This is a genomic window from Desulfurispora sp. (genome assembly GCF_052744395.1).
Genome location: NZ_JBRAJI010000029.1, coordinates 1 through 22659, shown reverse-complemented (window position 1 = coordinate 22659; position 22659 = coordinate 1). Strand labels below are relative to the sequence as shown.

The window sequence follows — 22659 nt, the reverse complement described above, 5'->3', positions numbered from 1 at the left end:
AGATGGATTTAGCTAACCGCAATTACATGAAAACCTTTCTGCTTAATATCGTCCACCAGTTCACTGGCATCCGCTGTGCTGAGCCGCAGCATGATTTGCACCATCCGATCGGGTTTCTCCAGACTGGCCACCCCAATGACATTGATCCGGTGTTCTTTGACTATCTGCAGCAGTTCGGCCAGAGCACCCACCCGGTCTTCGGTTTCGATGACAATGCGCGTGCCCGCCTTGCGGATGCCGAAAGCCCTGAGCATAGCGTCGAAAATATCGGTCTGGGTGATGATTCCCACCAGGTTCTCTTTATCCAGTACCAGCAGGCTGCCGATTTTCCTGTCCCGCATGATCAATGCCGCATCTTCAATATTCAAATCCGGAGACACCGTCACCAGCTGGCGGTTCATAATATCCTTGACCAGCATTTTGGAAAGCAGGTAATTCATCTCATAGATACTCAGAGTGGAAGCAGGAGAAGGAGAAACCGTCAAAATCTCTCTTTCGGTCACAATACCCACCAGGTTACCCGCTTTATCCACCACGGGCAGCTGGCGAATATTATTTTTTTTCATGATATTGAGCGCTTCAAAAATGGGCGTATCGGGCTTGATGGTTACCGGGTTGGGAGTCATGCAGTAGCGCACGAACATGGCTTTATCCCTCCTTCTTTTTCATACACTGGCGTTTTTCAATATCTTAATCTTACAGTATAAACCTTTTTCAAGCAAACTCCCTGTGTTAAAAATAAAAGGCCGGCCTAGCCGACCCAATATCACAGCACATTGGCCAGGTTGAGCAAAAGCCACAAGCGGTCCTGCTTCTTGACCACGCCGCGCAAAAACTCCACCCCGTCACCGGCCACAGCCGGTGGCTCCAGTTCATCGCCAGTGTAACGTCCCACTTCCAGCACATTGTCCACGATCATGCCCACCTTCTGGCCGGCATGCTCCACCACAATAATCCGGGTATTTTCATCGTACTCTTTAACCGGTAAAGAAAGCCGCTTGTTCAGGTTGATCACGGGCACAATGCTGCCGCGCAAATTAATGATACCCTCCACATAATGCCTGGTATTGGGCACCTGCGTGATGGCCGTCATGCGGATAATTTCCTGAGTTTCTTGAATTGGCAAAGCATATTGCTGGTCATTCAACTGGAATATAACCAGCTGTTCTTCCAACCCGCCCATATTACCCACCTCCTGCAAAAATTAACCTGTCCCTAAAAAAATAATATTGTAAACAAATAAAACAAACAACTATTTTTTCTTGGGCTGTTCCTGTTTTTGCAAATCCTCCTTGGGCGCACCGCAGGACTTGCACTTGCCCGGCTTGCACCGGCTTTCCATTATTTCCCCGCACTGGGAACATTTGAACACCGCCATCTCGCTCACCTCCTGACAGCAGACATTACTACATGAACACCTTTAACTCCGCGCCGCTTCCCGAATTTGAGCTATGGCCGCTGCCGGATCAGCCGCCCCGAAAACAGCCGAACCGGCTACCAGAATGTCCGCTCCGGCCCGGGCCACTGCCGCCGCCGTCCGCACATTAATGCCGCCGTCCACCTGGATCAGAGCCTTGCACCGGGCTGCCTGCAGCTTCTCTTTCAGACGGCTGATTTTGGGCAGTACAGCCGAAATAAATTCCTGCCCCCCAAAACCGGGATTCACCGTCATTACCAGGACCAGATCGGTCAGCTCCAGCACATAGTCCAGTACTTCCAGAGGGGTGGACGGGTTCAAAGCTATACCGGCCCGGCAACCCGTCGCCCTGATTTGTTGCAACAGGGAGTGCAGGTGAACGGTAGCCTCGGCATGCACCGTGATCAAATCGGCACCGGCCCGGGCGAAATCCTGGATATATTTTTCCGGTTTTTCAATCATTAAATGCACGTCGAAAATCATTTTGCTGTGCGGGCGCAGTGCCGCCACCACCGCCGGCCCGATGGTGATATTGGGCACAAAATGCCCGTCCATCACGTCAATATGCAGATATTCCGCGCCCGCTTTTTCCACCAGCCCGACATCATGCGCCAGGTTGGCAAAATTGGCCGACAGTATCGATGGTGCTATTGCATAATGCATCAATATTTTCTCTCCTGTTCCGCAATCTCCTGCAGGAATTGCAAATAATGTCTGTATCTGAGCTCGGACACCTCCCCGGACTGCACCGCCTGCCGGACGGCACATTCCGGTTCCTGCACGTGCAGGCAACCGCGAAAACGGCAGTGCTGGCTGAAGCGATGCAGATCCGGGAAAAGAGGTGCCAGTTCGCTTTTTTTTAACTCTGGCAGGGTCAGTGATGAAAAACCGGGCGTATCGGCCACCCATCCCCCGGCCGGCAGGCCGAGCAGTTCCACATGCCGGGTGGTATGCCGGCCCCGCTGCAGCTTGCTGCTCACTGCACCTACTTTGAGCTGGAGCCCGGGGATCAGCGCGTTGAGCAAAGAGCTCTTGCCGGCTCCGGACGGGCCGGCCAGTACGGCTATGCGTCCACAGAGCGCCTCGGCCAGTGCATCAATGCCCTGCCTTTGCAGCGCACTGGTAAAAAAGATCCTGTAGCCGGCCTCCCGGTAAATGCGGGCCGGAGCAAATTCGGCCGGCTCCACCAGATCGGATTTGTTAAAACAAATCAGCGGCTGCACCCCGGCCACGGCTACCTGCAACAGGATCCGGTCCAGTAAGAGGAGGGATGGATCAGGATGGGCACAGGCCAGGACAATCACGGCCAGCTCCACATTGGCCACCGGGGGGCGAAGCAAACTGTTCGCCCGCGGCAGGACATCCACAATCAGCCCGGTGCCTTCCGGACGGGGCTGCAGCATTACCCGGTCTCCTACCAGCACAGTAGTCCCGGTCAGGCGAAACTTGCCCCGCAGGGAACACTCCCAAACTTTTCGGCCGTCATGCACGTAATAAAATCCGGCTGTCGCCTTGAGCACAGTTCCCTGTACCAGAATACCGCCTCCCACCAAAGCAAACTCACTCCGGAAGTCTTCCCAGTTTTATGGTAAAGGTTGCTGCGCCACCTGCTGGCCATCCACATAAACTCTAACAGTGGCTTTACCCCAGTATTTAACAGACTTTTCCAGTTTATGGCCACCCGCTACAGTGTCCACAAAAGCATTGGTAGTACCCCTTAAGTCATCAACCACTATACGTACTTCATGCAGTTGCCCGTCGTTGGGTATATGGCTGACCGATACCACCGCCTCCCGGGGAGCCGGACCGGGTCCTGAGCTAACCACCAGCTGCACGCTATCTCCGGCGGACAGCCGGCTGCCTGCCGGGGGGTCATGGCGGATCACCTGTCCGGCCAGGTAATCACTGCTTTCTTCCTGCTGCACACCGGCCACCTGCAGACCCTGTGCGGCCAGCGTACTTTTGGCCTGCTCCAGAAACATACCGCGCAGGTCGGGCAAGTTTACCGCCGCTTTTTCCGGACCTTTGGACAAATAAACCGTCACCCGGTCTCCTTTCAGAGCAGTCGAGCCCGCCCGGGGCTCCTGCCCGATGATGCGGCCCTCCTCCACCAGATTATCGAACGCGTAACGCGTCTCTCCCAGCTCCAGACCCGCTTGCGCCAGCGTGATCCGGGCTTCCTGAAGGTTCTGGCGGTAGAGATCGGGCACCTTGATGCTTTCCGGTCCCCGGCTGACCGTAAGCAGCACCACCCGGTTCTTTTTTACCGGGGTGCCCGGTTCCACATCCTGTTCCATCACGTACCCCTGCTGTACCGTATTGCTGAACTGCTCCCTGACTTCGGCCCGCAGGCCCTTGTCCGCCAGCTGGGCCCGGGCCTGCGCCAGACTCAGGCCCACCAGCCGGGGCATAATCACTTCGGGAACCAGGAACAGCCGCTGGTAACCCCACCACACAGCGGTTCCCAGCAGCAGCATGAGCAGCAGCGCTGCATAAGCCCAGTTGCGCCGCCCGGCACGCCGCTTTGGGGCCGGCACCGGGCGGGGCAAGACCACGGTAGCCTCCTCCGGATCGGCTGCCGCCTCCGGAGCAGACGGAGCAGCCAAGAAACTGTGCAGGTCCTCCAGCAATTCACCGGCCTTCTGGTAACGCAAATCCGGATCTTTTTGCAAACATCGGCCCACAATCTTCGGCAATAGACCGGAAACCTGACCTCCCGGCACTTCCAGGGGGGGCGGGGGGGTACTGATATGCTTGATGGCCACGGCAATGGGTGATTCGCCAGTGAAAGGGACCTTGCCGGTGATCAGCTCATAAAGTACCACTCCCAGCGAATAAATGTCCGAAGCCGGGCCGGCCAGACGACCTTCCGCCTGTTCGGGAGAAAGGTAATGCACCGATCCCAGAATGGAGTCGCTATGGGTGACCGTAACTCCCCCGTCGGTTTCCCGGGCAATACCGAAATCGGTCAATTTGGCCCTTCCCTGACGGGTAATCAAAATATTGTGCGGCTTGATATCACGGTGCACAATGTTATTTTCATGCGCATGCTGCAAAGCCTGGGCTACATCAGCCACAATGCGCGCGGCCACCGCCGGCACCATCCGGCCCTGCCGGCGCAGGATGCTCTTCAAATCTTCCCCATCCACGTATTCCATTACCAGGTAGTGATAACCGCCATCAAAACCCACATCATAAATTGATACAATGTTGGGGTGGGATAATCTGGCCACAGCCTGAGCTTCCCGCCGGAAACGCACCAGAAACTGCTCATCGGCGGCATAGGCGGGACGCAAAACTTTAATTGTCACCAGACGGTCCAGCAGGGTGTCTTTACCCTTGTACACGACAGCCATACCGCCCCCGCCCAGCTGCTCCAGAATCTCGTATCTATTGCCCAGCAGCAGCCCGATCAACTGCCTTCACCCCCGTTGGCCAGAAAACTGGCGAATAATTGTGCTGCCAGTGGTGCTGCTACTTCTCCTCCCCCGCCACCGTTTTCCACCAGTACGGCCAGGGCGATTTGCGGCCGCTGCACCGGTGCAAAACCTACAAACCAGGCGTGCGGCAGACCCTGTCCATTTTCGGCCGTCCCGGTTTTACCGGCTATTTCCATGCCGGGCAACCGGGCTTTTTTACCGGTCCCCGACTGAACCACCTGCTGCATAGCCAGCGCCAGCCGGCCGGCAATATCCTCGGTCAGCGGCCGGCCCAGCTCTTTAATTTCTTCATGAACAATTATTTTCCCTTTCTGGTCGGTCACAGCAGCCAAAAAATGCGGCTGATAAAGTCTGCCCCGGGCAGCAACAACCCCGGCCAGCACCGCCATCTGCAGTGGACTGGCCAGCACGCGTCCCTGCCCGATGGAACTGGCGGCCAGCTCCGCAGCATCCACTTTTTCCGGTAATACGCCCGGCAGGTAGCTCAGGTCGGGCAACTGGACCAGCCTCTCCGCCAGGGGAGTCCGGTAGTTGAATTCCTGCCAGCCCAGAGCTACCGCCGTACGTTTCAGGTCCGCATAACCGGTCTGCATACCCAGCCGGGCCCAGACCACATTGCAGGAAACTGCCAGCGCTCCGGCAAAATCCAGACGGCCGTGGCTTTTCTGTTCTTTGAGCAGGTACCCGCCGGCGTTCAGACTGCCCCGGCAGAAAAATTCCTCTCCCCAGAGCTGCGGTTGCTTCTGCAGAGCCGCGGCCGCCGTGACAATTTTGAAGGTGGAACCCGGCGGATACAGGCTGGCCACAGCCCGGTTCACCAAACGGGCCTGGGACGAGCTGCCGGTAGCAGGCTGGAAATACTGCTCCAGGTGCACTGGATCAAAGGACGGGCTGGAAACCATGGCCAGTATGCGACCGGTTAAAGGGTCGATGGCCACCACCGCCCCCCGGCGCTGGCCCAACAAGCGTGCCGCTTTCCGCTGCAAATCCAGATCGATGGTGGAATATACCTGATAGCCCCGCTGTGGGCGGCCCAGAAAAGCCGCTAATTTATTATGCCACCGGCCCTGGTCGTCTAAAGCCAGCAAATACCTGTCCCAAACCGCCTCCAGTCCGTTCCGGCCATAGCGGGGGCTGACATAACCCAGGGGATGCGCCGTAACCTCCCCGGCCGGATAGACTCTTCTTTTTACCCCGCCCACCATCCTGTCCTCGGCCAGCACCCGGCCGCGGCGGTCGAAAATTGTACCCCGCCAGATGGGTTTTTCCGCAGTATACAGGCGGGGATTATGTCTGTCCACCTGCAACTGCGGGCCCTGGTACAAACAGATGTAACCCAGGTAAAGCATCATGCCGCTGAAAAGCAGCAGCAGAAATTTACCCAGAATCTCGATATTTTTTTTCATGGGCCAACCGCCTCGTGGGATATGTTTAACAGCAGGCCGGTGATGATAAAATTGGCCACCAGCGAACTACCCCCGTAACTGATAAAAGGCAGGGTAACGCCGGTAAGCGGCAGCACTTTGCTCACGCCACCGATAATGATCAGGCACTGCCACCCCATCAACGCCGTAAGACCGGTTGCCAGCAGGGAGGAATAGCTGTCCCGCGCCCTCAAGGCTATGGTAAAGCCGGTGTAAATATAACATAGATACAGAGTTAAAATACCCAGGCCCCCGGCCAGGCCCATTTCTTCAACTATTGCTGCAAAAATGAAGTCGGTATGCACGAAAGGGATGTAGCCCGGTTGCCCGGCACCCAGCCCCACCCCGATCACGCCACCGGCCGCCATGGCATACAACCCCTGCAGAACCTGGTAAGCCTTTTGATAAAAAACATCACTGATCTGGGACAGGCTGTCCAGATCCAGCAGCCAGATGGCCACCCGTTGCTGCACATGGCCGAACAAGTGGTAGCTGACCACCCCGCCGGCCAAAAAGAGCAGTATACCCCCCAGAACATACAAAAGACGTGAAGTGGCTGCATAAACCATGGAAAGAAACGTGACATAATAGATTAACGCCGTACCCAGATCTTTTTGAAAGACCAACAACAGCAGCGAGACGGCCCACATGGCCAGCAGGGGAGCCAGGTCCCGCAAGTCAGCCATTCCCATCCGGGACCGCCCGCGCTGCCGGTCACTGGACTTGACCAACCGGTTTTCCGACAAAAAGGCCGCCAGAAAGAGTACCAGCAAAATTTTCACGAACTCGGATGGCTGTACCTGAAAATATTTAAAATCCAGCCAGCTTTTGTTGCCTCCCTGTTCGATGCCGAAAAAAATGGGCAACAACAAAAATACCGTGCCCAATAGAGCCATCACATACATATAATCGGCCAGCTGGCGATAATAGCGGCGCAGCACCACCGTCAGCAACAGAGCCACCTGTCCCGCGCCCAGCCAGACCAGCTGCCGAAAAGCGTAGGCAGGCTGCAGGCGATAGAGGAACACCAGGCTGCAAAAGCAGAGCATGGCCGTAACCGGCAGCAGGCACTGGTCAAAGCGCCGGCCGGTCAGGCTGAAGATCATGCTGAGGAGGAGAAAGCCTCCCCAGGCCAGCGTTCCGCCCAGTAACAGGCGCAGACCTTCCGACCGGTGCAGTAAAAACAGGATCAGGCCGCCTGCCAGCAAGAAAAGCCCTGCCCACCCGAGCAACGCCTGTTCCTGCCGGCGCCGGTTCTTAACCGTGACCATATATGTCCACCACAATCACGGAAATGTTGTCGCTGCCCCCGGCGGCCAGAGCCCTTTCCAGCAGACAGTCGGCTACCCGCTGGGGATCGGCGATAGCGGCCAGCACATCGCTCAGGCCCTGCTGGCCCAGATCACTGAACAGTCCATCCGAACAGATGAGCAGGCGATCCCCCCGCCCCACCTCGTACATGCCGCAATCCAGCTGTACCAGCGCAGCGGTACCCAGCGCCCGCAACAGCACATTGCGCCGGGGGTGCTGCTCGGCCTGCCGGGGGGTTAGCAGCGCCTGGTCTACCATTTCCTGCACCAGTGTGTGATCCCGGCTGAGCTGCTGCAGCGTACCCCGGCGCCACAGATAGAGCCGGCTGTCACCAATATGCACAAAAAACAGCCGGGGGTAGTACAGACAGGCGGCAGTCAGAGTGGTGCCCATGCCGGACAGCTGCGGGTTGGCCCTTCCCAATGAATAAATCTCCCGGTTGGCCGTTTCCGCCGCCAGCAACAGCCTGTCGGGCAGTATGACATCTTGCTTCTCTTTCATCACCGCAGCCAGCACATCCACCGCCAACCGGCTGGCCACCTCCCCGGCGCGGTGGCCACCCATACCATCAGCCACAGCAAACAGACCCAGTTCCGGTTCCACCAACAGGGCGTCCTCGTTGTGACCCCGCACCAGACCTGTATGTGTCGCCTGTCCCCAGGTGCAGATCATAACCCCACCTCATTTTTCCCCGGATTGCTGCCACATGGCAACAACCAGCCTGAAAATAAAAAAATAGAGCAAGCCCACCAGCACCAGCCGCAACAGGTTTATCAGCAGACCCAGCAACATCCTACCTACCCCCGTCTTCCGCATGGCGCAGTTCCAGCACGGTTTGCCCGATAGTGATGATGTCGCCCGGATGCAAAACCGCCTCCTGAACCGGCCGGCCGTTTACCAGCGTACCGTTGGTGCTGCCCGCATCCTGCACAATCCATGCCTCATCCCGCCATTCCAGTACAGCATGGCGCCGGGAAACTCCTGCATCTTTCAGGACAATATCACAACCAGCCCGCCTTCCCAGCACCATCCGCGGCGGATAAAGAGGCCAGCATTCCCCGGGCGCCTCCCCGGAGACAACCGCCAGCAGATAAGCCGGTCGCCGCACGGTCGCCAGCGGCGCCGTATCGGCGAACCGGTAATCTTTTGTATCATCCCAGTCCAGCTGACCGGTGCTGTCGCCCCGGGGGAGTTCCTCCTGGCTGAAGCCGGTCTCCACTCTCACCTGACCGGCCGGCAAATCTTCCGGAGCCAGCATCACCCTGACCGGTGCCACCATGGCGTAACCTTTTTCCCCGGCCTTTTCTTCCAGGTATGCGGCCAGTTCTTTTTCCAGAGCAACCGCAATGCCGCTGATGGCCTGCCAGTCACTGACCGGCAGGTACACTCTGTACAGATTGGGGGCATAAACACTGGATACGCTGATCCGCTTGTTATTGCGCATTTCCCGGGTCAAACAGCGGGCAATTTCCATCGGCTGAACCCGGCCACGCCAGCGCTGGCGAAAAAAACCCTCTATGTATTTCTCCAGATTGCTCTCCAGACCGGTCCAGAAACCCATCTTGCTCACCTCATCACCGGGGGCCGCGGCGGCGCAGCTGGCCGCAGGCAGCATCTATATCTCCGCCCAGTGAGCGCCGGACCGTGGCCGGCACACCGCCCAGCTTAAGGCTGCGGCAAAATTCCTGCATTCTCCGGCTGCGCTTAAAGGGCCTTTCCGGCACCTCATTGTAGGGAATCAAGTTGACATGGCAGAGCAGCCCTTTCAGCAAGCGCACCAGAGCTGCCGCATGGGCGGGAGTATCGTTCACTCCGGCCAGCAGGGTGTATTCAAAAGTAATCCGCCGGCCCGTGCTGCGCACATACTCCCGGCACGCCCCCATCAGTTCCGGCAGGGGGTACTTTTTATTCACAGGCATCAATTGACTGCGCAGCTGGTCGTCCGGGGCATGCAGGGAAACCGCCAGAGTAAGCGGCCAGCCCCGTCGGGCCAGGGCCAGAATACCCGGCACCAGCCCGCAGGTGGAGACTGTGATCCGGCGCCAGCTAATCTGCGGTCCAAACTCCGAAGTCACCAAAAGCAAAAATCTTTCCACCTGCTCCAGATTGTCCAGGGGCTCTCCGCTGCCCATCAGTACCAGGTGGGTTACCGGTAGCTGTTTCTCGCGGGTCACGGCGGCCAGCTGGCCGAAAATTTCCCCGGCAGACAGATTGCGGGCCAGCCCGCCCAGCGTGGAAGCGCACAGCCGGCAGCCCATGCGGCAACCGGCCTGGGTGGACACGCACAGCGAGCGACCGTGACGGTAGGTCATCAGCACACATTCCACCCGCTGTCCATCCGGATACTGCAACAAAAATTTTTCCGCCTCGCGCTGCGATGAAACCTGCCGGTAGACCACCACCGGCTGACCCACCACGGCCACTTCCTGCAGCGAGCGCCGCAGGGATAACGGCAAATCTCGCATTTCCTCGAAACCAGCAGCCATTTTTTGAAAAAGCCAGGCGGCCAGCTGTCTGGCCCGGTAATCCGGCTGCCCCATGCTCCGCATCAGTTCGGTGAGCTGTTCCGGATGATAATCGAGCAGCATCTTTTTCCCGCCGTGCAATTTCTAGTCAACCTCGTTTCTGCGCAGTGCCGCAATAAAAAAGCCATCGGTCTGGAACATATGGGGCAGGAGTTCGATTTCACCCGCATTATTAAACACCTGCCGCGGTAAAAAACGCAGCTCTTCCGAAAGATCCAACCGCTGAAAATGGGGATGGCGGGCCAGGAATTCTGCCACCTGCGCCTGGTTTTCCTCCCGGGTCAGGGTACAGGTGCTGTAAACCAGCACCCCGCCCGGCTGTACACACCGGGCGGCCGAAGACAGAATGCGCGCTTGCAGCTCCGCCAGCTGCGTTATTAGTTCCGGCTGCTTGCGCCAGCGGGCGTCAGGGCGCCGGCCCAGCACCCCCAGTCCCGAGCAGGGTGCATCCACCAGCACCCGTTGAAACTTATCCCGCCATTCCCCGGGCAGGGCGGTGGCATCCATATGTACCGGTCGCACGATGGTCGCGCCCAGCCGGCGGCAGTTTTCCTCAATCAGCCCCAGTTTGTGCGGGTGGATGTCACAGGCTACCACTTCACCCCGGTTGAGCATGAGCTGGGCCAGATGGGTGGATTTACCGCCCGGAGCCGCCGCTACATCCAACACCTTTTCGTCCGGCCGGGGGGCCAGGACGTGGGCGGCCAGCATGGAACTCTCGTCCTGTACCGTCAGCCAGCCCGACTGAAAGGGAGGCAGGTTCTCCACGCTGTCCAAATCCTCCAAACGCACGGCTTCCGGCGCCAGCAACCCCGCCCGGGCCTTAAGACCCTGCTCATCAAACCAGGCCAGGATCTGCTCACGGCTGATCCGCAGTGTATTCACCCGGCAGGTCAGTGGCGCCGGCTGATTGTTGGCCTGGAGCATTTCTTCGGTCACCGCCCGACCCCATTCCTTCAGCCAGCGTCGCACCAGCCAGACCGGATGGGAATACCGGACAGACAGATATTGCACCGGGTCGCTCTCGGGTGCCGGCCAGACAATGTTCTCCTTTTCACGCAAAAAGCGCCGCAGTACGGCATTGACAAACTTCACCGCCCCGTACTGCCGGAAACGGCGCATTTGTTCCACAGCCTCATGAACCGCCGCCGGAGCGGGAATGCGTTCCAGGTAACACAACTGATAAACCGCCAGCCGCATTCCATTGCGCACCACCGCCTCCAGTTCGTCCAGAGGCCGGGAGACAAATTGACCCAGCATCCAGTCCAGGGCATTGCGGGTGCGCAGCACACCATACACCAGCTGCGTGGCCAGAGCTCGGTCCTTTTTGTTCATACCACCCGCTGCCAGAACTTTATGCAGGGCCAGACCGGCATAAGCCTGCCTGATCTCCACATCCACCAGCACTTGCAGGGCGGCATCCCGGGCGGAAAGCCGCCGGGCCGAGGGTTCGGTCAAGTTTCCATCACATCCTGTTAGCGGCGCCATCCAGAAAATGTTCCAGCGCCTGTTTTACCTTTTCAATATTAATCGTTGTATTATAACACGGTCCATGGGGACGCAGGTTGGTCACCCCCAGCACCGGAATGGGATTGGCGTCCTGGATCCCGCTGGTCAAATCCCGTTCACAGGCTATAGCCACGATGGCCCGCGGCCGGTACTTCTTCACCAGGGCCCGGGCCAGTGTACCGCCCGTAGCTATACCCACTCCAATCCCGTAGGCATCCCTGATCTGAAGCAGGCTGTTCACCGGACAGCGCCCGCAACGGCGGCAATTCTCCATATCGGCTGTGATCTTGTGCGGACACTCCGCCAGCTGCAAACAGTGGGGCGCCAGCAGCAGCAATTCCCGGGGTTGTAGATGCAATTGCATGGCCCGCACCAGCTGGTTGTTCACCTCAATAAAGGAACGGCGAATCAGATCCCGGTCAATCTGCAGCAGTTTTCCCACCGCAAAAACCAGGGGGAAAAACAAGTTAAGAGCCACGCGCATGGGGCCCTGCAGCACGGTAACCCGGCGGCAGCGCAGCAAAGTGAGAAATATGCCCAGCAGCCCGCTGGCCGCCACACCAACAGTGGTCAACACGCCGGCAACCAGAATGACCACCGTACTTTTATACAGCAAGGACTGGCTGCTGTGAAAAATGACCACCCAGATACCTACCGCCAGCAAGCCGGTCAGGAGCAGGCTGACCGCCAGCAGCACCAGAAAAAGCCTTTTCCGGGTATGCCGGTCGACTGATTCTACCGTGATTGCCTGCATAAATCAACGCCCCCCGCTGCCCTGCTCCGGGGTCCCCAGTACTGTGCCCGCCGGAATGCTGTGCCCCCGGCTGAATTCCGGCCATTTCAGCCGTCTGCCTCCCGGCAGTTGCAATTCGTTCACCAACAGCACGCCATCACCACCCTGCACTAAAAGCCCCCTGTCCAGCTCCGCCAGCACTGTACCCGGGGCAGCCGACCCGATTTTATGATCTGGCGGCGCACCGGGTAGAGAAACCCGCCAGATTTTGATCGGGCGTCCCTCCCAAATGGTACAGGCTCCCGGCCACGGGTCCAGTCCCCGTACCCGGTTGAATATTTCACGCACTGGTCGCTGCCAATCAATCAACTCATCATCCCTGCGCAATGGCGGCGCATAGGTGGCCCGGCTGTCGTCCTGGGGGATGCGGTGCAGGGTGCCCGCCGCCAGTTCCTCCAGCGTCCGGACCAGCAACCGGGCGCCCCGGCGTGACAGGCGATCGTGCAGATCGGCTACATTGTCCGCTTCCCCAATCGGCTCTGCTTCCTGCAGCAAAATATCCCCTGTATCCAGCCCCTCATTCATTAACATGGTGGTTACACCGGTAGTACACTCCCCGTTCATAATCGCCCGGTGGATGGGCGCCGCTCCCCGGTAGAGAGGCAAAAGCGAGGCATGCACATTGATACAACCCCGCGGCGGCAGGTGCAATATCTCCGGCGGAAGAATCCGACCGTAAGCCACTACCACAATCACATCGGGCATGCAGCCGTGCAGGTAATCTACAAAAGACCGGTCCCGAATCTTTTCCGGCTGGCAGACCGGGAGCCCGAGTTCTCCGGCCAGCACCTTCACCGGCGGAGGGCTGAGCCTCCGGCCCCGCCCGCGCGGCCGGTCGGGCTGGGTCACCACCAGCACCACCCGGTGACCGGCCTGCACCAGCGCTTCCAGGGAAGGGCAGGCAAAATCCGGCGTGCCCATAAATACAATGCGCATGCAGTTCCCCTTCCAGTCCTCTAAAATCCTGTATAAAATGTTTTATTATACATTTTAAATAATATCTTGCCCATTTTTTTGCGCTTTTTTCGCCTCAGGCCCGGCGTATATTTAGCGCCTTGTCGGTAAACAGCACCCCGTTGAGGTGGTCGATTTCATGCTGCAGGGCCCGGGCAAAAAAGCCTTCGGCCTGTACGGTAACGGTTTCTCCCTGCCTGTTCCAGCCGGTAACGGTCACCCGCGCCGCCCGGATCACATCGCCCACCACACCGGGTATACTGAGGCATCCTTCCATACCCTTTTCCTCACCCTGGCTGGCGATGATTTCCGGGTTGACCAGTTCCCAGAGACCTTCCCCTACATCCACCACAATTACCCTCTTGGACACGCCAATCTGGGGGGCCGCCAGACCCACTCCCTTGTAAGCGTACATGGTGTCGCGCATGTTATCCAGCAGTTTGTGAATACTAGAGGTTATTTTGCGCACCGGCACCGCTTTCTCCCGCAGCACCTCATCGCCTTCTGTAACTACATTGAATACGGCCATACATTTCCCCTTCCTTATGGCTTTACATCAAGTTCTGAGGGTCCAGATCCACCGCAACCAGCAGGCGGTTCCATGGCGGGCCCGAGCCCACATCGCGCGCCCGGGCAAGCAGCTGCCGTACCACGTTTGCCCCCCGCGCCTTCACCACCAGGTGATAGCGAAACCGGTTCCTTACCCGGTTCAGGGGGGCCGGTGCCGGCCCCAGCAGCACCGCGGGCAGCTGCTGTTCAACAATCAACCGGTTTAACTGCTCCGCCCAGTAAGCCGCCCCCGCCTCCACCTCTTCCTGGCGGCTGCCCGCTAGAACCACCCGTCCCAGCCGCACAAAGGGCGGATAAGACAGCAAGCGGCGCTGGGCATATTCGTACCGGAAAAACCCTTCGTAGTCGTGCCGGGCGGCATAAACCAGGGAATAGTGTTCGGGAGTGTATGTTTGAACCAGCACTTCGCCCCCCTGCTGACCCCGTCCGGCACGCCCAGCCACCTGGGTGATCAGCTGGAAGGTTCTTTCCGCAGCCCGGAAATCAGGCATGTGCAGGGTAATATCGGCATTAACCACACCCACCAGGGTCACACCGGGCAAATCCAGCCCCTTGGCCACCATCTGAGTGCCAATCAGGATATCGGCCCGGTGCTCTTTAAAAGCCTGAAAAATTTCCTGGTGCGCCCCCCGCCGGGCGGTACTGTCGGCATCCAGACGCAAAATGCCCGCGCCGGGAAAATAAACCTGCAGTTCCTCTTCCACCTTTTGCGTTCCCGTACCGTAATAACCCACCTGGCTGCTCCGGCAGTCCGGACAGCTCGCCGGCGCCGAAGTAGCATAGTTGCAATAATGGCAGCGCATGATGCCGTTATTGTGGTAGGTGAGGGAAATGTCACAGTAAGGGCATTTCAGCACCAGACCACATTCCCGGCAAACCACATAGGTAGCGTAACCACGCCGGTTTAAGAACAAGATAACCTGTTCCCGCATGGCCAGGCGCTCACCGATAGCTTCCAACAGGCGACGGCTGAAAACACCGCCGGCACCATTTTGCCATTCACGGCGCATGTCGATTAAAAACACCGGGGGCAGGCTGTGCGGAGTCACCCGCTGCGGCAGTACCAGCCTGCGGTATGGACCACCGGGCAGAGCCCGGCTGTAAGATTCCAGTGACGGGGTGGCACTGCCCAGCACCACCAGCGCATTGTGCCGGGCGGCAATCTGCATGGCCACATCGCGGGCATGATAACGGGGGGATTCCTCCTGCTTGTAGGAGGTTTCATGCTCCTCGTCCAGCACGATGATGCCAATATTGTTCAGCGGGGCAAAGATGGCCGAACGCACCCCCAAAGCCACGGATGCCGCTCCGCAGCGAATCCGCTGCCACTCATCGTAGCGGCTGGTTTCGGACATTTTGCTGTGCAGTACCGCCACCCTGTCCCCGAAACGGGCCTGAAAGCGGGATACCATTTGCGGCGTCAGCGAAATTTCCGGTACCAGCACAATAGCCTGCCGCCCCGCCGCCAGCACCTGCTCAATAGCCCGCAGATAAACCTCGGTTTTGCCGCTCCCCGTCACGCCATGCAGCAAAAACACTCCCGGTCTGCCCTGCTGCAGTTGTTTTTCTATTTCCAGCAAGGCCAGCTGCTGCCAGTTACTCAGGCTGAGCTCCCGCCCGCCCGCACGGCCAACCGGAGTACAGCTCGGCGGTGTTTTGTGCTCCAGCATGTAGCACAGCAGACCCCTGGTCAGCATGGTGGTGATTAGGGACTCGGAGACACCGGCGGCAGCCGCCAGTTCTCTGCGGGTCATCCCCGGATGCCGGCAGATCACCTGCCAGACCTTTTGCTGGCCGGGCTGCCGTCGCAGGTCGGGCTCGCCCTGCGGGCCGAGCACGGGATAGATTTTTTTCACCCGCCCCGGGCTGCCGTGCAGCACCGGGCCAATCACGGTTTGCAGAGCGGCAACTTCGGAACAAAGATAGTGCCGGGCCATCCAGCGGGCCAGTTCCCACTGCCCTGGACTGAAAAGCGGTTCCTCATCCAACAGGGCAGCGATTTCCCGGTACTGTACCCCCGGCTCGGGAGCGCCACCGGACAGGGAAACCACATACCCCACCACACGCCGGTTCTGCAAAGGCACCTGCACCCGGCAGCCCACCTGTACCTTGCCGGCCAGACTCACCGGCACCAGATAATGCAGCGAACCGGGCAGACCTCTTACATCCACCAGAATTTCTGCAAACAGGTCTTTCATCAGGAAATAACGTACTCCGTACCTGTAGAATACAGCGCCATAACCTCACCAAACTGCCGGGCCACCAGCGATAGAGCGGTAAAACCACTGCAGTGCATGGGCACCAGTAGACGCGGGTTCAGCCCGGCCAGAAAGTCCGCCGTCTGTTTGATCCTGGCCTCGGGGGCTCCCGACAGGTGCCATCCTCCCAGCACCGCGCAGACTTCTTTAATGCCAAACGTCTCTTGCGCGTGCAAAATGATATTGGCAATCCCGGCATGAGCACAGGCGCTGAGGATCACCAGTCCTCGACCCTGCACATGAAAGGCTAGTGACAGCTCACCCGGAAAATCATCCTGGGCTATGCCGCTGTCGCTCTCCACCCCCAGCAGGGGAGAACCGGTTTCAAAGGCGGTCACCCGCGGTACAGCAGCGATTACAGCAATGCCCGGCAGAATCTCCCGGCTTTGGGCCAGCTCCACCGGTTCCACCCCACCGTTTTGCAGCCGCTCTGCTTCCAGTTTCCCCAGATCCACCAGGCGGCCGGGCAAGTTAATGTACCGTCTTTTAAAGGTATCACATCCAAGATACAATGGCAACTTCCGGCCAGCCGCCTCCTGGAGTTCCACCAGACGGTACAGGCCGCCATAATGATCAAAATGGCCGTGACTGAGCACCAGGGCATCAACGGCAAACGGATCTATGCCCAGGGCCTGCACATTGTGCCAGTAAACCGCCTGGGTCAGCCCAAAATCGTATAGCAGAGCCTGCCGGCCGATCGCTGCACCGGCCACCTCCACATAGCAGGCAAAGCCGTGCTCCGCCTTGAGGGGCTGGGGAAGACCGGTCACCTCCCCCCCTCCCTGCACAAAGCCATACCGCCGCACAAATTGGCCCCCCGGCAACAGCCCGTCATAATAGTTATCTACAATAACCACTATCCGCACCTGTTCCACCGGCAAAAGTTGAACTGTCCGCACAACAACACCCTCCCTGTTCATTTTGTAGCAATTCCCCTCTGCTGTACCTATCAGTCTAGAAATACCAGTCCCTGCTTGTGTAAAAAGAAATCAAATAAGGCCAACCAGACCACAGTCATGTTATAATGTAAAAAAAATCAGAATGGGGAGGACGAGAACATGCAATGTCAACACTGCAAGTCTGAAATCCCGGCCGGAGATGATCACTTCACATATTACGGCAAAACGCTCTGTGAAGACTGTTATGTCAGCGCCGTACAACCGCCGCGCCCCTGCGACCCGACAGCTGTTTCCAGCGCGCTGGCCACCCGGCAGATGCTGCGCCAGACCGGCACACAGGGTCTGACCGCCCTGCAGCAGGATATCTATAATTATATCAAAGAAAAAGGCAGTGTGACCAAACAGCAATTGCAGGAACATTTCAATATAGCACCGGCGGAGCTGGAAAAACAGTTCGCCGTTCTGCGCCACTGCAACCTGGTGCGGGGTTATAAAGAAGGAAACAACATCTACCTGACTTTGATGACCGGCGAGCAGTAACCGCACCCCGCATCGTTATTCTATTTTCTAGAATAATGTTAACGCTTTGCACCTGCTGCACCGGGCCGCATTTTTAACATGGTGCAAAGCTTTTTTTGAGCTGTAAATTATAAAATTTAGAATCATACCCCCACACTGGTCCAGGGCAGTCTTTATAGCTATTAGAAAATCGCCCATTAATTAATCACAAAATATGGCACATTTATTGCTAAGATTAAGTAAACGCACCGGCAAATTTATAAAGAAAGGAGATTGCCATGCTCGTACAAAAACTTCTTACCAGAAATCCCCGGGCAGAGCTGTATTACGACCTGGTCGAGCTTTTCAGCGGCCTCTGCCTGGTAGGCTTTCTCTGGACGCACATGATCTTCGTGGCCACCATCTTACTGGGGGAGGAGGTTTACAACGCCCTGGCCAAAGGTCTGGATGACTACTATCTCTCCTATATCGGTATACCCATCGTCATTATCATTGCCATCATGCACATTCTTACCGCCGGGCGGCGCATCCCCACCCGTTATCAGGAGCAAAAGATTATCTGGCGGCATGCCAAAATGATTCAGGGCACCGACACCTGGATCTGGGTCTTTCAAGTGATCACCGGCGTAGCCATACTGGCGCTGGCCGCCATTCACGTTTTTACCATTCTGACCAACTGGCCCATCCAGGCCGATGTCAGCAGCGAGAGAATGAAAGCCTTCTGGTGGTTTTATCTTGTCTTGCTGCTCCTGGGTGAATATCATGCCGGTTTCGGCATCTACCGTCAGTTTGTCAAGTGGGGCTGGTTCCCCCGCAAGCCCCTGGGTTATGTAACCAAGATGATTACCGCCATTATCCTGGCGCTGGGCCTGGCGGCCCTGTGGGTATTCAATTCGCTGGGAGGTGCCCTATGAGCAGCTATCAGATTATCACTACAGACGTCCTGGTTGTGGGCGCCGGTCTGGCCGGCGAGAGAGCAGCCATTGAAGCGGCCACCCACGGTCTGGATTGCATTATCTTGAGCCTTATTCCGCCCCGCCGCTCCCACAGCACGGCCGCCCAGGGCGGCATGCAGGCAGCGCTGGGTAACTGCGCCATGGGCAAGGGCGACAACCCGGACGTACATTTTGTTGATACGGTAAAGGGCTCCGACTGGGGCTGCGACCAGGATGTAGCCCGCCTGTTTGTGGAAAACGCCCCCATTGCCGTCAGGCAGATGTCCCACTGGGGCGTACCCTGGAACCGGGTGGTGGCTGGCAAGAAAAAGCTGCCCGACGGTAGGGAAATAGAAGACACTAAAGACAAAGAAGGGCTGATCACCGCCCGGGATTTCGGCGGTACGGCCAAATGGCGTACCTGTTACACATCCGACGGCACGGGTCACACCCTGCAATACGCCATGGACAGCATTGTGGTCAAACTGGGGATCACCGTGCACGACCGCACCGAGGCCATTGCCTTGATTCACGACGGTACAACCTGCCTGGGAGTGGTCGCCCGCTGCCTGCGGACAGGTGAACTGCGCATTTATCTGGCCAAATCCACAGTAATAGCCACCGGTGGTTACGGCCGCCTGTACGGCGCTTCCACCAACGCCGTGATTAACGAGGGCAGCGGCATGTTCATCGCCCTGGAAACCGGCATTGTACCGCTGGGCAATATGGAAGCCGTGCAGTTCCACCCCACGGGCATGGTACCGGTCTGGATTCTGATCACCGAAGGGGCGCGGGGTGATGGCGGCTATCTCCTGGACAAGAACCTGCACCGCTTCATGCCGGATTACGAGCCGGTGAAAAAGGAACTGGCCTCCCGGGACGTGGTGGCCCGCCGCATGATGCTGCACATCCGCAAGGGTTACGGCGTGGACAGCCCTTACGGACCGCACCTCTGGCTGGACATCCGCCACCTGGGTGCCAAGCATATCAACACCAACCTGCGGGAAATTGCCAACATCTGCCGCAACTTCAACGGCATAGATCCGGTAAAGGATCTCATTCCCGTCCGCCCCACCCAGCACTACAGTATGGGAGGGGTGCGCACCAATATTGACGGGGCGGCCTACGGCTTGAAAGGGCTTTTTGCCGTGGGCGAGGCGGCCTGCTGGGATTTACACGGATTCAACCGTCTGGGCGGCAACTCACTGGCCGAGACCATTGTCAGCGGCATGGTGGTGGGTAAAAAGATCGCCCAGTACACCCTGGGGGCCACCCTGGACTACAATTACAGCCTGCTACAGGACTTTGCCCGGCAGCAGCAGGAGCGCATCAACAACCTGATCCAGGGCAAAAACGGCCGGGAGAATGTTTACCAGATTCGCAGGGAAATGGAACAAACCCTGATGGATTATGTAGGTATATTCCGCAACGGGCCGGATCTGGAAAAAGCGGTGGCCAAACTGCAAGATCTCTACCATCGCTCGCTGCAGATCGGCCTCCGGTCTGACGGCAGGTGGGCCAACCCCGAACTGGCCTCCGCGTTGCGCATGCCGGGCATGCTCAAACTGGCTCTATGTATCGCCTACGGCGCACTACAGCGCACTGAAAGCCGGGGCAGCCACTACCGGGAGGATTACCCGGCCCGGGATGACGTCAACTGGCTAAAGCGCACCCTGGCCTACTGGAAGCCGGGCCATGACCTGCCCACGCTGGAATATGAGCCGGTGAAAATCACGGAGCTGCCGCCCGGCGATCGCGGCTATGGCGAATCCACCCAGGTCAAGAAGTAAGCTGGGCCACCCAGAAGGAGGGTATTATGAGCAGGCAACTAACCTTCAACATATTCAGATATAATCCCCAAAACCCCGACGTGCCGCCGCGCATGCAGGAATATAAACTTACCGAAACAGTAGGCATGACCATCTTTGTCGCCCTCAACCAGATCCGGGAAGAACAGGATCCCTCCCTGATGTTCGACTTTGTCTGCCGGGCAGCCATCTGCGGATCCTGCGCCATGATCATCAATGGCCGGCCGCGCCTGGCCTGCAAAACACTGACCAAAGACCTGCCGGACCAAATAACACTTTTGCCCCTGCCGGTTTTCAAGCTGATCGGTGACCTTTCCGTGGATACAGGTACCTGGTTCCGGCATATGACTCTAAAAACCGAATCCTGGATCCACACCAGCAAACAGTTCGATCCACAGGCTATCGAAGAACGTATGGACAACGAAACAGCTTTGCAAATATACGAGGCCGAACGCTGCATTGAGTGCGGTTGCTGTATTGCCGGCTGCGCCACAGCCAATATCCGGGAGGACTTTTTGGGCGCCGCCGGCATCAACCGGGTGGCCCGCTTTATGGTGGACCCACGCGATGAGCGGACACCAGCCCAGTACTTTGAGGTAATCGGCTGTGATGAAGGCGCCTTCGGCTGCATGGGCCTGATGGCCTGTGACGACAACTGCCCCATGCAGTTACCCCTGCAAATGCAGCTGGCTTATGTCAGACGCAAGATGGCCCTGGCCGGACTCAAAGCCAGCCGTTAATAGATCAGCACCGGTAAGGTTAACGCCCGGCATCAATGACCTGCCGGGCGTTTTTTATTTTATTAACCCGCACTCTTGCCAGAGCAATCATTGTTGGTTAATAATTATCATGATGAACAATTTTCATAACCGTACCCGGACAAATTAAATTTTATATTTATGAACACCAAACAGCGCATCCGAGAAATTGATTTTGCCAGAGGCATAGCCGTTATACTGATGATCCTCTTTCATCTGGCCTATGACCTGGCGGAATTTTATAAGCTACCTTTAGACTACCAATCCGGACTGATTTACTACACCGGAAAAACAGCTGCCGTTTCTTTTATCCTGCTGTCCGGAATCAGCAGCACCTTGAGTACCACCAGCCTTTATCGCGGCTGCAAGTTAATTCTCTGGGGTATCGCGATCTGGATTGTCCTGGGTATAGCCATCCCGGGATCCAATGTCATCTTCGGCATTCTACAATTTCTGGGCAGTTGTCTGCTGCTGCAACACTTGCTTAAGCTGCACCGTTTACAATTACCTGTACTGCTGCTGGCGAGCGCTGTGAGCATATGCACCGGCGTAGCATTTTCCCGCATCAATATGCCCGGAAACCTGCTCGCCCCTCTGGGTCTGACCAACGAAAACTTTTTCTCGGTTGATTACTACCCTATCTTTCCCTGGTCGGGGGTTTTTCTGCTGGGCCTGGCGCTGGGCAAGCTGATCTATGCTCAACCCCACCGCTGGTCTGGATCATACCAAGGACACGATCCCATATCATTCCTGGGCCGGCACTCGCTTACTGTTTACCTGCTCCACCAGCCGGTTATTCTGGCGCTTTTGTACCTTTTTCATAATGTCAATTATCTTAAATGTTTACCTTAACCCAACAATCTTTTTACTCGGGAGGCCCATTCACTTTGCGCATCTATGTTTTTAGTGATACACACGGACACATTGAAGCAATGCAAAAGGTCATCCAAAAAGATCCAGACGCCGGTATGGTCCTGCACGCCGGCGACCATTACAGCGATGCCCTCCGCCTGAATACCTGGATGCAAGAAACGCTGCCTAAACCAATACCCCTGCACGCCGTAGTGGGAAACTGTGACTTCCACCTTTCCGAACCCGCTGAAGAAATCATCCAGGCAGACGGGCTGAGAATTTTACTCACCCATGGACATCGCTATCATGTTAAAAACAGCCTGGAGAGGATATATTATCGCGCCCTGGAAACACAGGTGGACACTGTAGTCTTCGGCCATACTCACCTGGAAACGATCAAAAGATATGACCAAATTCTCTTCTTCAATCCCGGCAGCATCAGTATGCCCCGCAGCGGCAAACCGAGCTACGGCATTCTGGAAATTACTGGCAGCGGCTTGGTCAAACCCAAACTGCTGCATATATAACACAATAATTGTTTATTTTTGTAGTAATGTGATGGACGACAGAAAAGCGAGAGGCTGCAGCCTGGACTGGCTACAGCCTCTGAAAATTATTGCGGCGGCGACCTGCTCTCCCAGGGGTCAACCCCCCAGTACCATCGGCCCTGGAGAGCTTAACTGCCGT

General features: G+C 57.4%; 23 protein-coding genes and 1 rRNA gene. 6 read left to right on the top strand and 18 right to left on the bottom strand.

All coding sequences use genetic code 11. The features are described from left to right. Positions 1 to 8 precede the first annotated feature (8 nt). The 17 genes from ACUVTU_RS08860 to ACUVTU_RS08780 form a co-directional block, all read right to left on the bottom strand. Positions 9 to 644: a CBS and ACT domain-containing protein gene (locus ACUVTU_RS08860; RefSeq protein WP_445889606.1), complete on the bottom strand. Its 636-nt coding sequence runs from the start codon at positions 642 to 644 to the stop codon at positions 9 to 11. Positions 645 to 766: 122 nt separating this feature from the next. After that, a complete protein-coding gene (locus ACUVTU_RS08855; RefSeq protein ID WP_445889605.1) occupies positions 767 to 1183 on the bottom strand; it encodes a chemotaxis protein CheW in 417 nt (138 codons plus the stop codon). 69 nt (positions 1184 to 1252) lie between these two features. After that, positions 1253 to 1378 (bottom strand): RCKP-type rubredoxin-like domain-containing protein, encoded by a 126-nt coding sequence (locus tag ACUVTU_RS08850; protein ID WP_445889604.1) that lies wholly within the window; start codon positions 1376 to 1378, stop codon positions 1253 to 1255. A 42-nt stretch (positions 1379 to 1420) separates the two neighbouring features. Continuing rightward, positions 1421 to 2080 (bottom strand): ribulose-phosphate 3-epimerase, encoded by a 660-nt coding sequence (gene rpe / locus ACUVTU_RS08845; protein ID WP_445889603.1) that lies wholly within the window; start codon positions 2078 to 2080, stop codon positions 1421 to 1423. Continuing rightward, complete coding sequence (rsgA, locus tag ACUVTU_RS08840) at positions 2080 to 2967, bottom strand: ribosome small subunit-dependent GTPase A (protein WP_445889621.1); 888 nt, start codon at positions 2965 to 2967, stop codon at positions 2080 to 2082. Before rsgA ends, rpe begins: the two co-directional genes overlap by 1 nt. Before the next feature lie 33 nt (positions 2968 to 3000). After that, positions 3001 to 4833 (bottom strand): protein kinase domain-containing protein, encoded by a 1833-nt coding sequence (locus tag ACUVTU_RS08835; RefSeq protein ID WP_445889602.1) that lies wholly within the window; start codon positions 4831 to 4833, stop codon positions 3001 to 3003. Continuing rightward, positions 4830 to 6263, bottom strand: a complete 1434-nt coding sequence (locus ACUVTU_RS08830; RefSeq protein ID WP_445889601.1) for a peptidoglycan D,D-transpeptidase FtsI family protein — start codon at positions 6261 to 6263, stop codon at positions 4830 to 4832. Before ACUVTU_RS08830 ends, ACUVTU_RS08835 begins: the two co-directional genes overlap by 4 nt. Further along, positions 6260 to 7552, bottom strand: a complete 1293-nt coding sequence (locus ACUVTU_RS08825; protein WP_445889600.1) for an FtsW/RodA/SpoVE family cell cycle protein — start codon at positions 7550 to 7552, stop codon at positions 6260 to 6262. Before ACUVTU_RS08825 ends, ACUVTU_RS08830 begins: the two co-directional genes overlap by 4 nt. Beyond that, positions 7539 to 8264: a Stp1/IreP family PP2C-type Ser/Thr phosphatase gene (locus tag ACUVTU_RS08820; RefSeq protein WP_445889599.1), complete on the bottom strand. Its 726-nt coding sequence runs from the start codon at positions 8262 to 8264 to the stop codon at positions 7539 to 7541. Before ACUVTU_RS08820 ends, ACUVTU_RS08825 begins: the two co-directional genes overlap by 14 nt. Before the next feature lie 121 nt (positions 8265 to 8385). Continuing rightward, positions 8386 to 9207 (bottom strand): FhaA domain-containing protein, encoded by an 822-nt coding sequence (locus ACUVTU_RS08815; protein ID WP_445889598.1) that lies wholly within the window; start codon positions 9205 to 9207, stop codon positions 8386 to 8388. Beyond that, positions 9167 to 10180 carry a 23S rRNA (adenine(2503)-C(2))-methyltransferase RlmN gene (gene rlmN, locus ACUVTU_RS08810; RefSeq protein ID WP_445889597.1) on the bottom strand — a complete coding sequence of 338 codons (1014 nt, stop codon included), beginning with the start codon at positions 10178 to 10180 and terminating at the stop codon, positions 9167 to 9169. The genes ACUVTU_RS08815 and rlmN overlap by 41 nt, the downstream gene beginning before the upstream one ends. 21 nt (positions 10181 to 10201) lie before the next feature. After that, positions 10202 to 11575, bottom strand: coding sequence for a 16S rRNA (cytosine(967)-C(5))-methyltransferase RsmB (gene rsmB / locus ACUVTU_RS08805; protein ID WP_445889596.1), 1374 nt, complete (start codon positions 11573 to 11575; stop codon positions 10202 to 10204). Between the two features lie 7 nt (positions 11576 to 11582). Further along, positions 11583 to 12380: a DUF116 domain-containing protein gene (locus ACUVTU_RS08800; protein ID WP_445889595.1), complete on the bottom strand. Its 798-nt coding sequence runs from the start codon at positions 12378 to 12380 to the stop codon at positions 11583 to 11585. A 3-nt stretch (positions 12381 to 12383) separates the two neighbouring features. Continuing rightward, positions 12384 to 13355, bottom strand: a complete 972-nt coding sequence (gene fmt / locus ACUVTU_RS08795; RefSeq protein WP_445889594.1) for a methionyl-tRNA formyltransferase — start codon at positions 13353 to 13355, stop codon at positions 12384 to 12386. Positions 13356 to 13449: 94 nt separating this feature from the next. Further along, positions 13450 to 13902, bottom strand: a complete 453-nt coding sequence (def, locus tag ACUVTU_RS08790) for a peptide deformylase (RefSeq protein ID WP_445889593.1) — start codon at positions 13900 to 13902, stop codon at positions 13450 to 13452. Between the two features lie 22 nt (positions 13903 to 13924). Then, entirely contained in the window at positions 13925 to 16141 is a 2217-nt protein-coding gene (priA, locus tag ACUVTU_RS08785; protein ID WP_445889592.1) for a replication restart helicase PriA, read from the bottom strand. Further along, positions 16141 to 17100, bottom strand: a complete 960-nt coding sequence (locus ACUVTU_RS08780; protein WP_445889591.1) for an MBL fold metallo-hydrolase — start codon at positions 17098 to 17100, stop codon at positions 16141 to 16143. Before ACUVTU_RS08780 ends, priA begins: the two co-directional genes overlap by 1 nt. Positions 17101 to 17259: 159 nt before the next feature. On the opposite strand from ACUVTU_RS08780, the gene ACUVTU_RS08775 reads away from it, so the two are divergent. The 6 genes from ACUVTU_RS08775 (at position 17260) to ACUVTU_RS08750 (ending at position 22499) form a co-directional block, all read left to right on the top strand. Next, positions 17260 to 17640, top strand: coding sequence for a hypothetical protein (locus ACUVTU_RS08775; RefSeq protein ID WP_445889590.1), 381 nt, complete (start codon positions 17260 to 17262; stop codon positions 17638 to 17640). A 257-nt stretch (positions 17641 to 17897) separates the two neighbouring features. Further along, positions 17898 to 18533: a succinate dehydrogenase gene (locus ACUVTU_RS08770; RefSeq protein WP_445889589.1), complete on the top strand. Its 636-nt coding sequence runs from the start codon at positions 17898 to 17900 to the stop codon at positions 18531 to 18533. Continuing rightward, on the top strand, positions 18530 to 20344 hold the full coding sequence (locus ACUVTU_RS08765) for a fumarate reductase flavoprotein subunit (RefSeq protein WP_445889588.1): 1815 nt from the start codon (positions 18530 to 18532) through the stop codon (positions 20342 to 20344). Before ACUVTU_RS08770 ends, ACUVTU_RS08765 begins: the two co-directional genes overlap by 4 nt. A gap of 26 nt (positions 20345 to 20370) precedes the next feature. Next, positions 20371 to 21102 carry a fumarate reductase iron-sulfur subunit gene (locus ACUVTU_RS08760; protein WP_445889587.1) on the top strand — a complete coding sequence of 244 codons (732 nt, stop codon included), beginning with the start codon at positions 20371 to 20373 and terminating at the stop codon, positions 21100 to 21102. A gap of 159 nt (positions 21103 to 21261) precedes the next feature. Then, on the top strand, positions 21262 to 21972 hold the full coding sequence (locus ACUVTU_RS08755; protein WP_445889586.1) for a heparan-alpha-glucosaminide N-acetyltransferase: 711 nt from the start codon (positions 21262 to 21264) through the stop codon (positions 21970 to 21972). A gap of 35 nt (positions 21973 to 22007) precedes the next feature. Beyond that, the gene (locus tag ACUVTU_RS08750; protein WP_445889585.1) at positions 22008 to 22499 is read left to right on the top strand and encodes a metallophosphoesterase; all 492 of its coding nucleotides are present in this window, start codon (positions 22008 to 22010) and stop codon (positions 22497 to 22499) included. Positions 22500 to 22588: 89 nt separating this feature from the next. Here ACUVTU_RS08750 and rrf read toward each other — a convergent pair. Beyond that, a 5S ribosomal RNA gene (rrf, locus tag ACUVTU_RS08745) occupies positions 22589 to 22659 on the bottom strand; the annotation flags it as partial.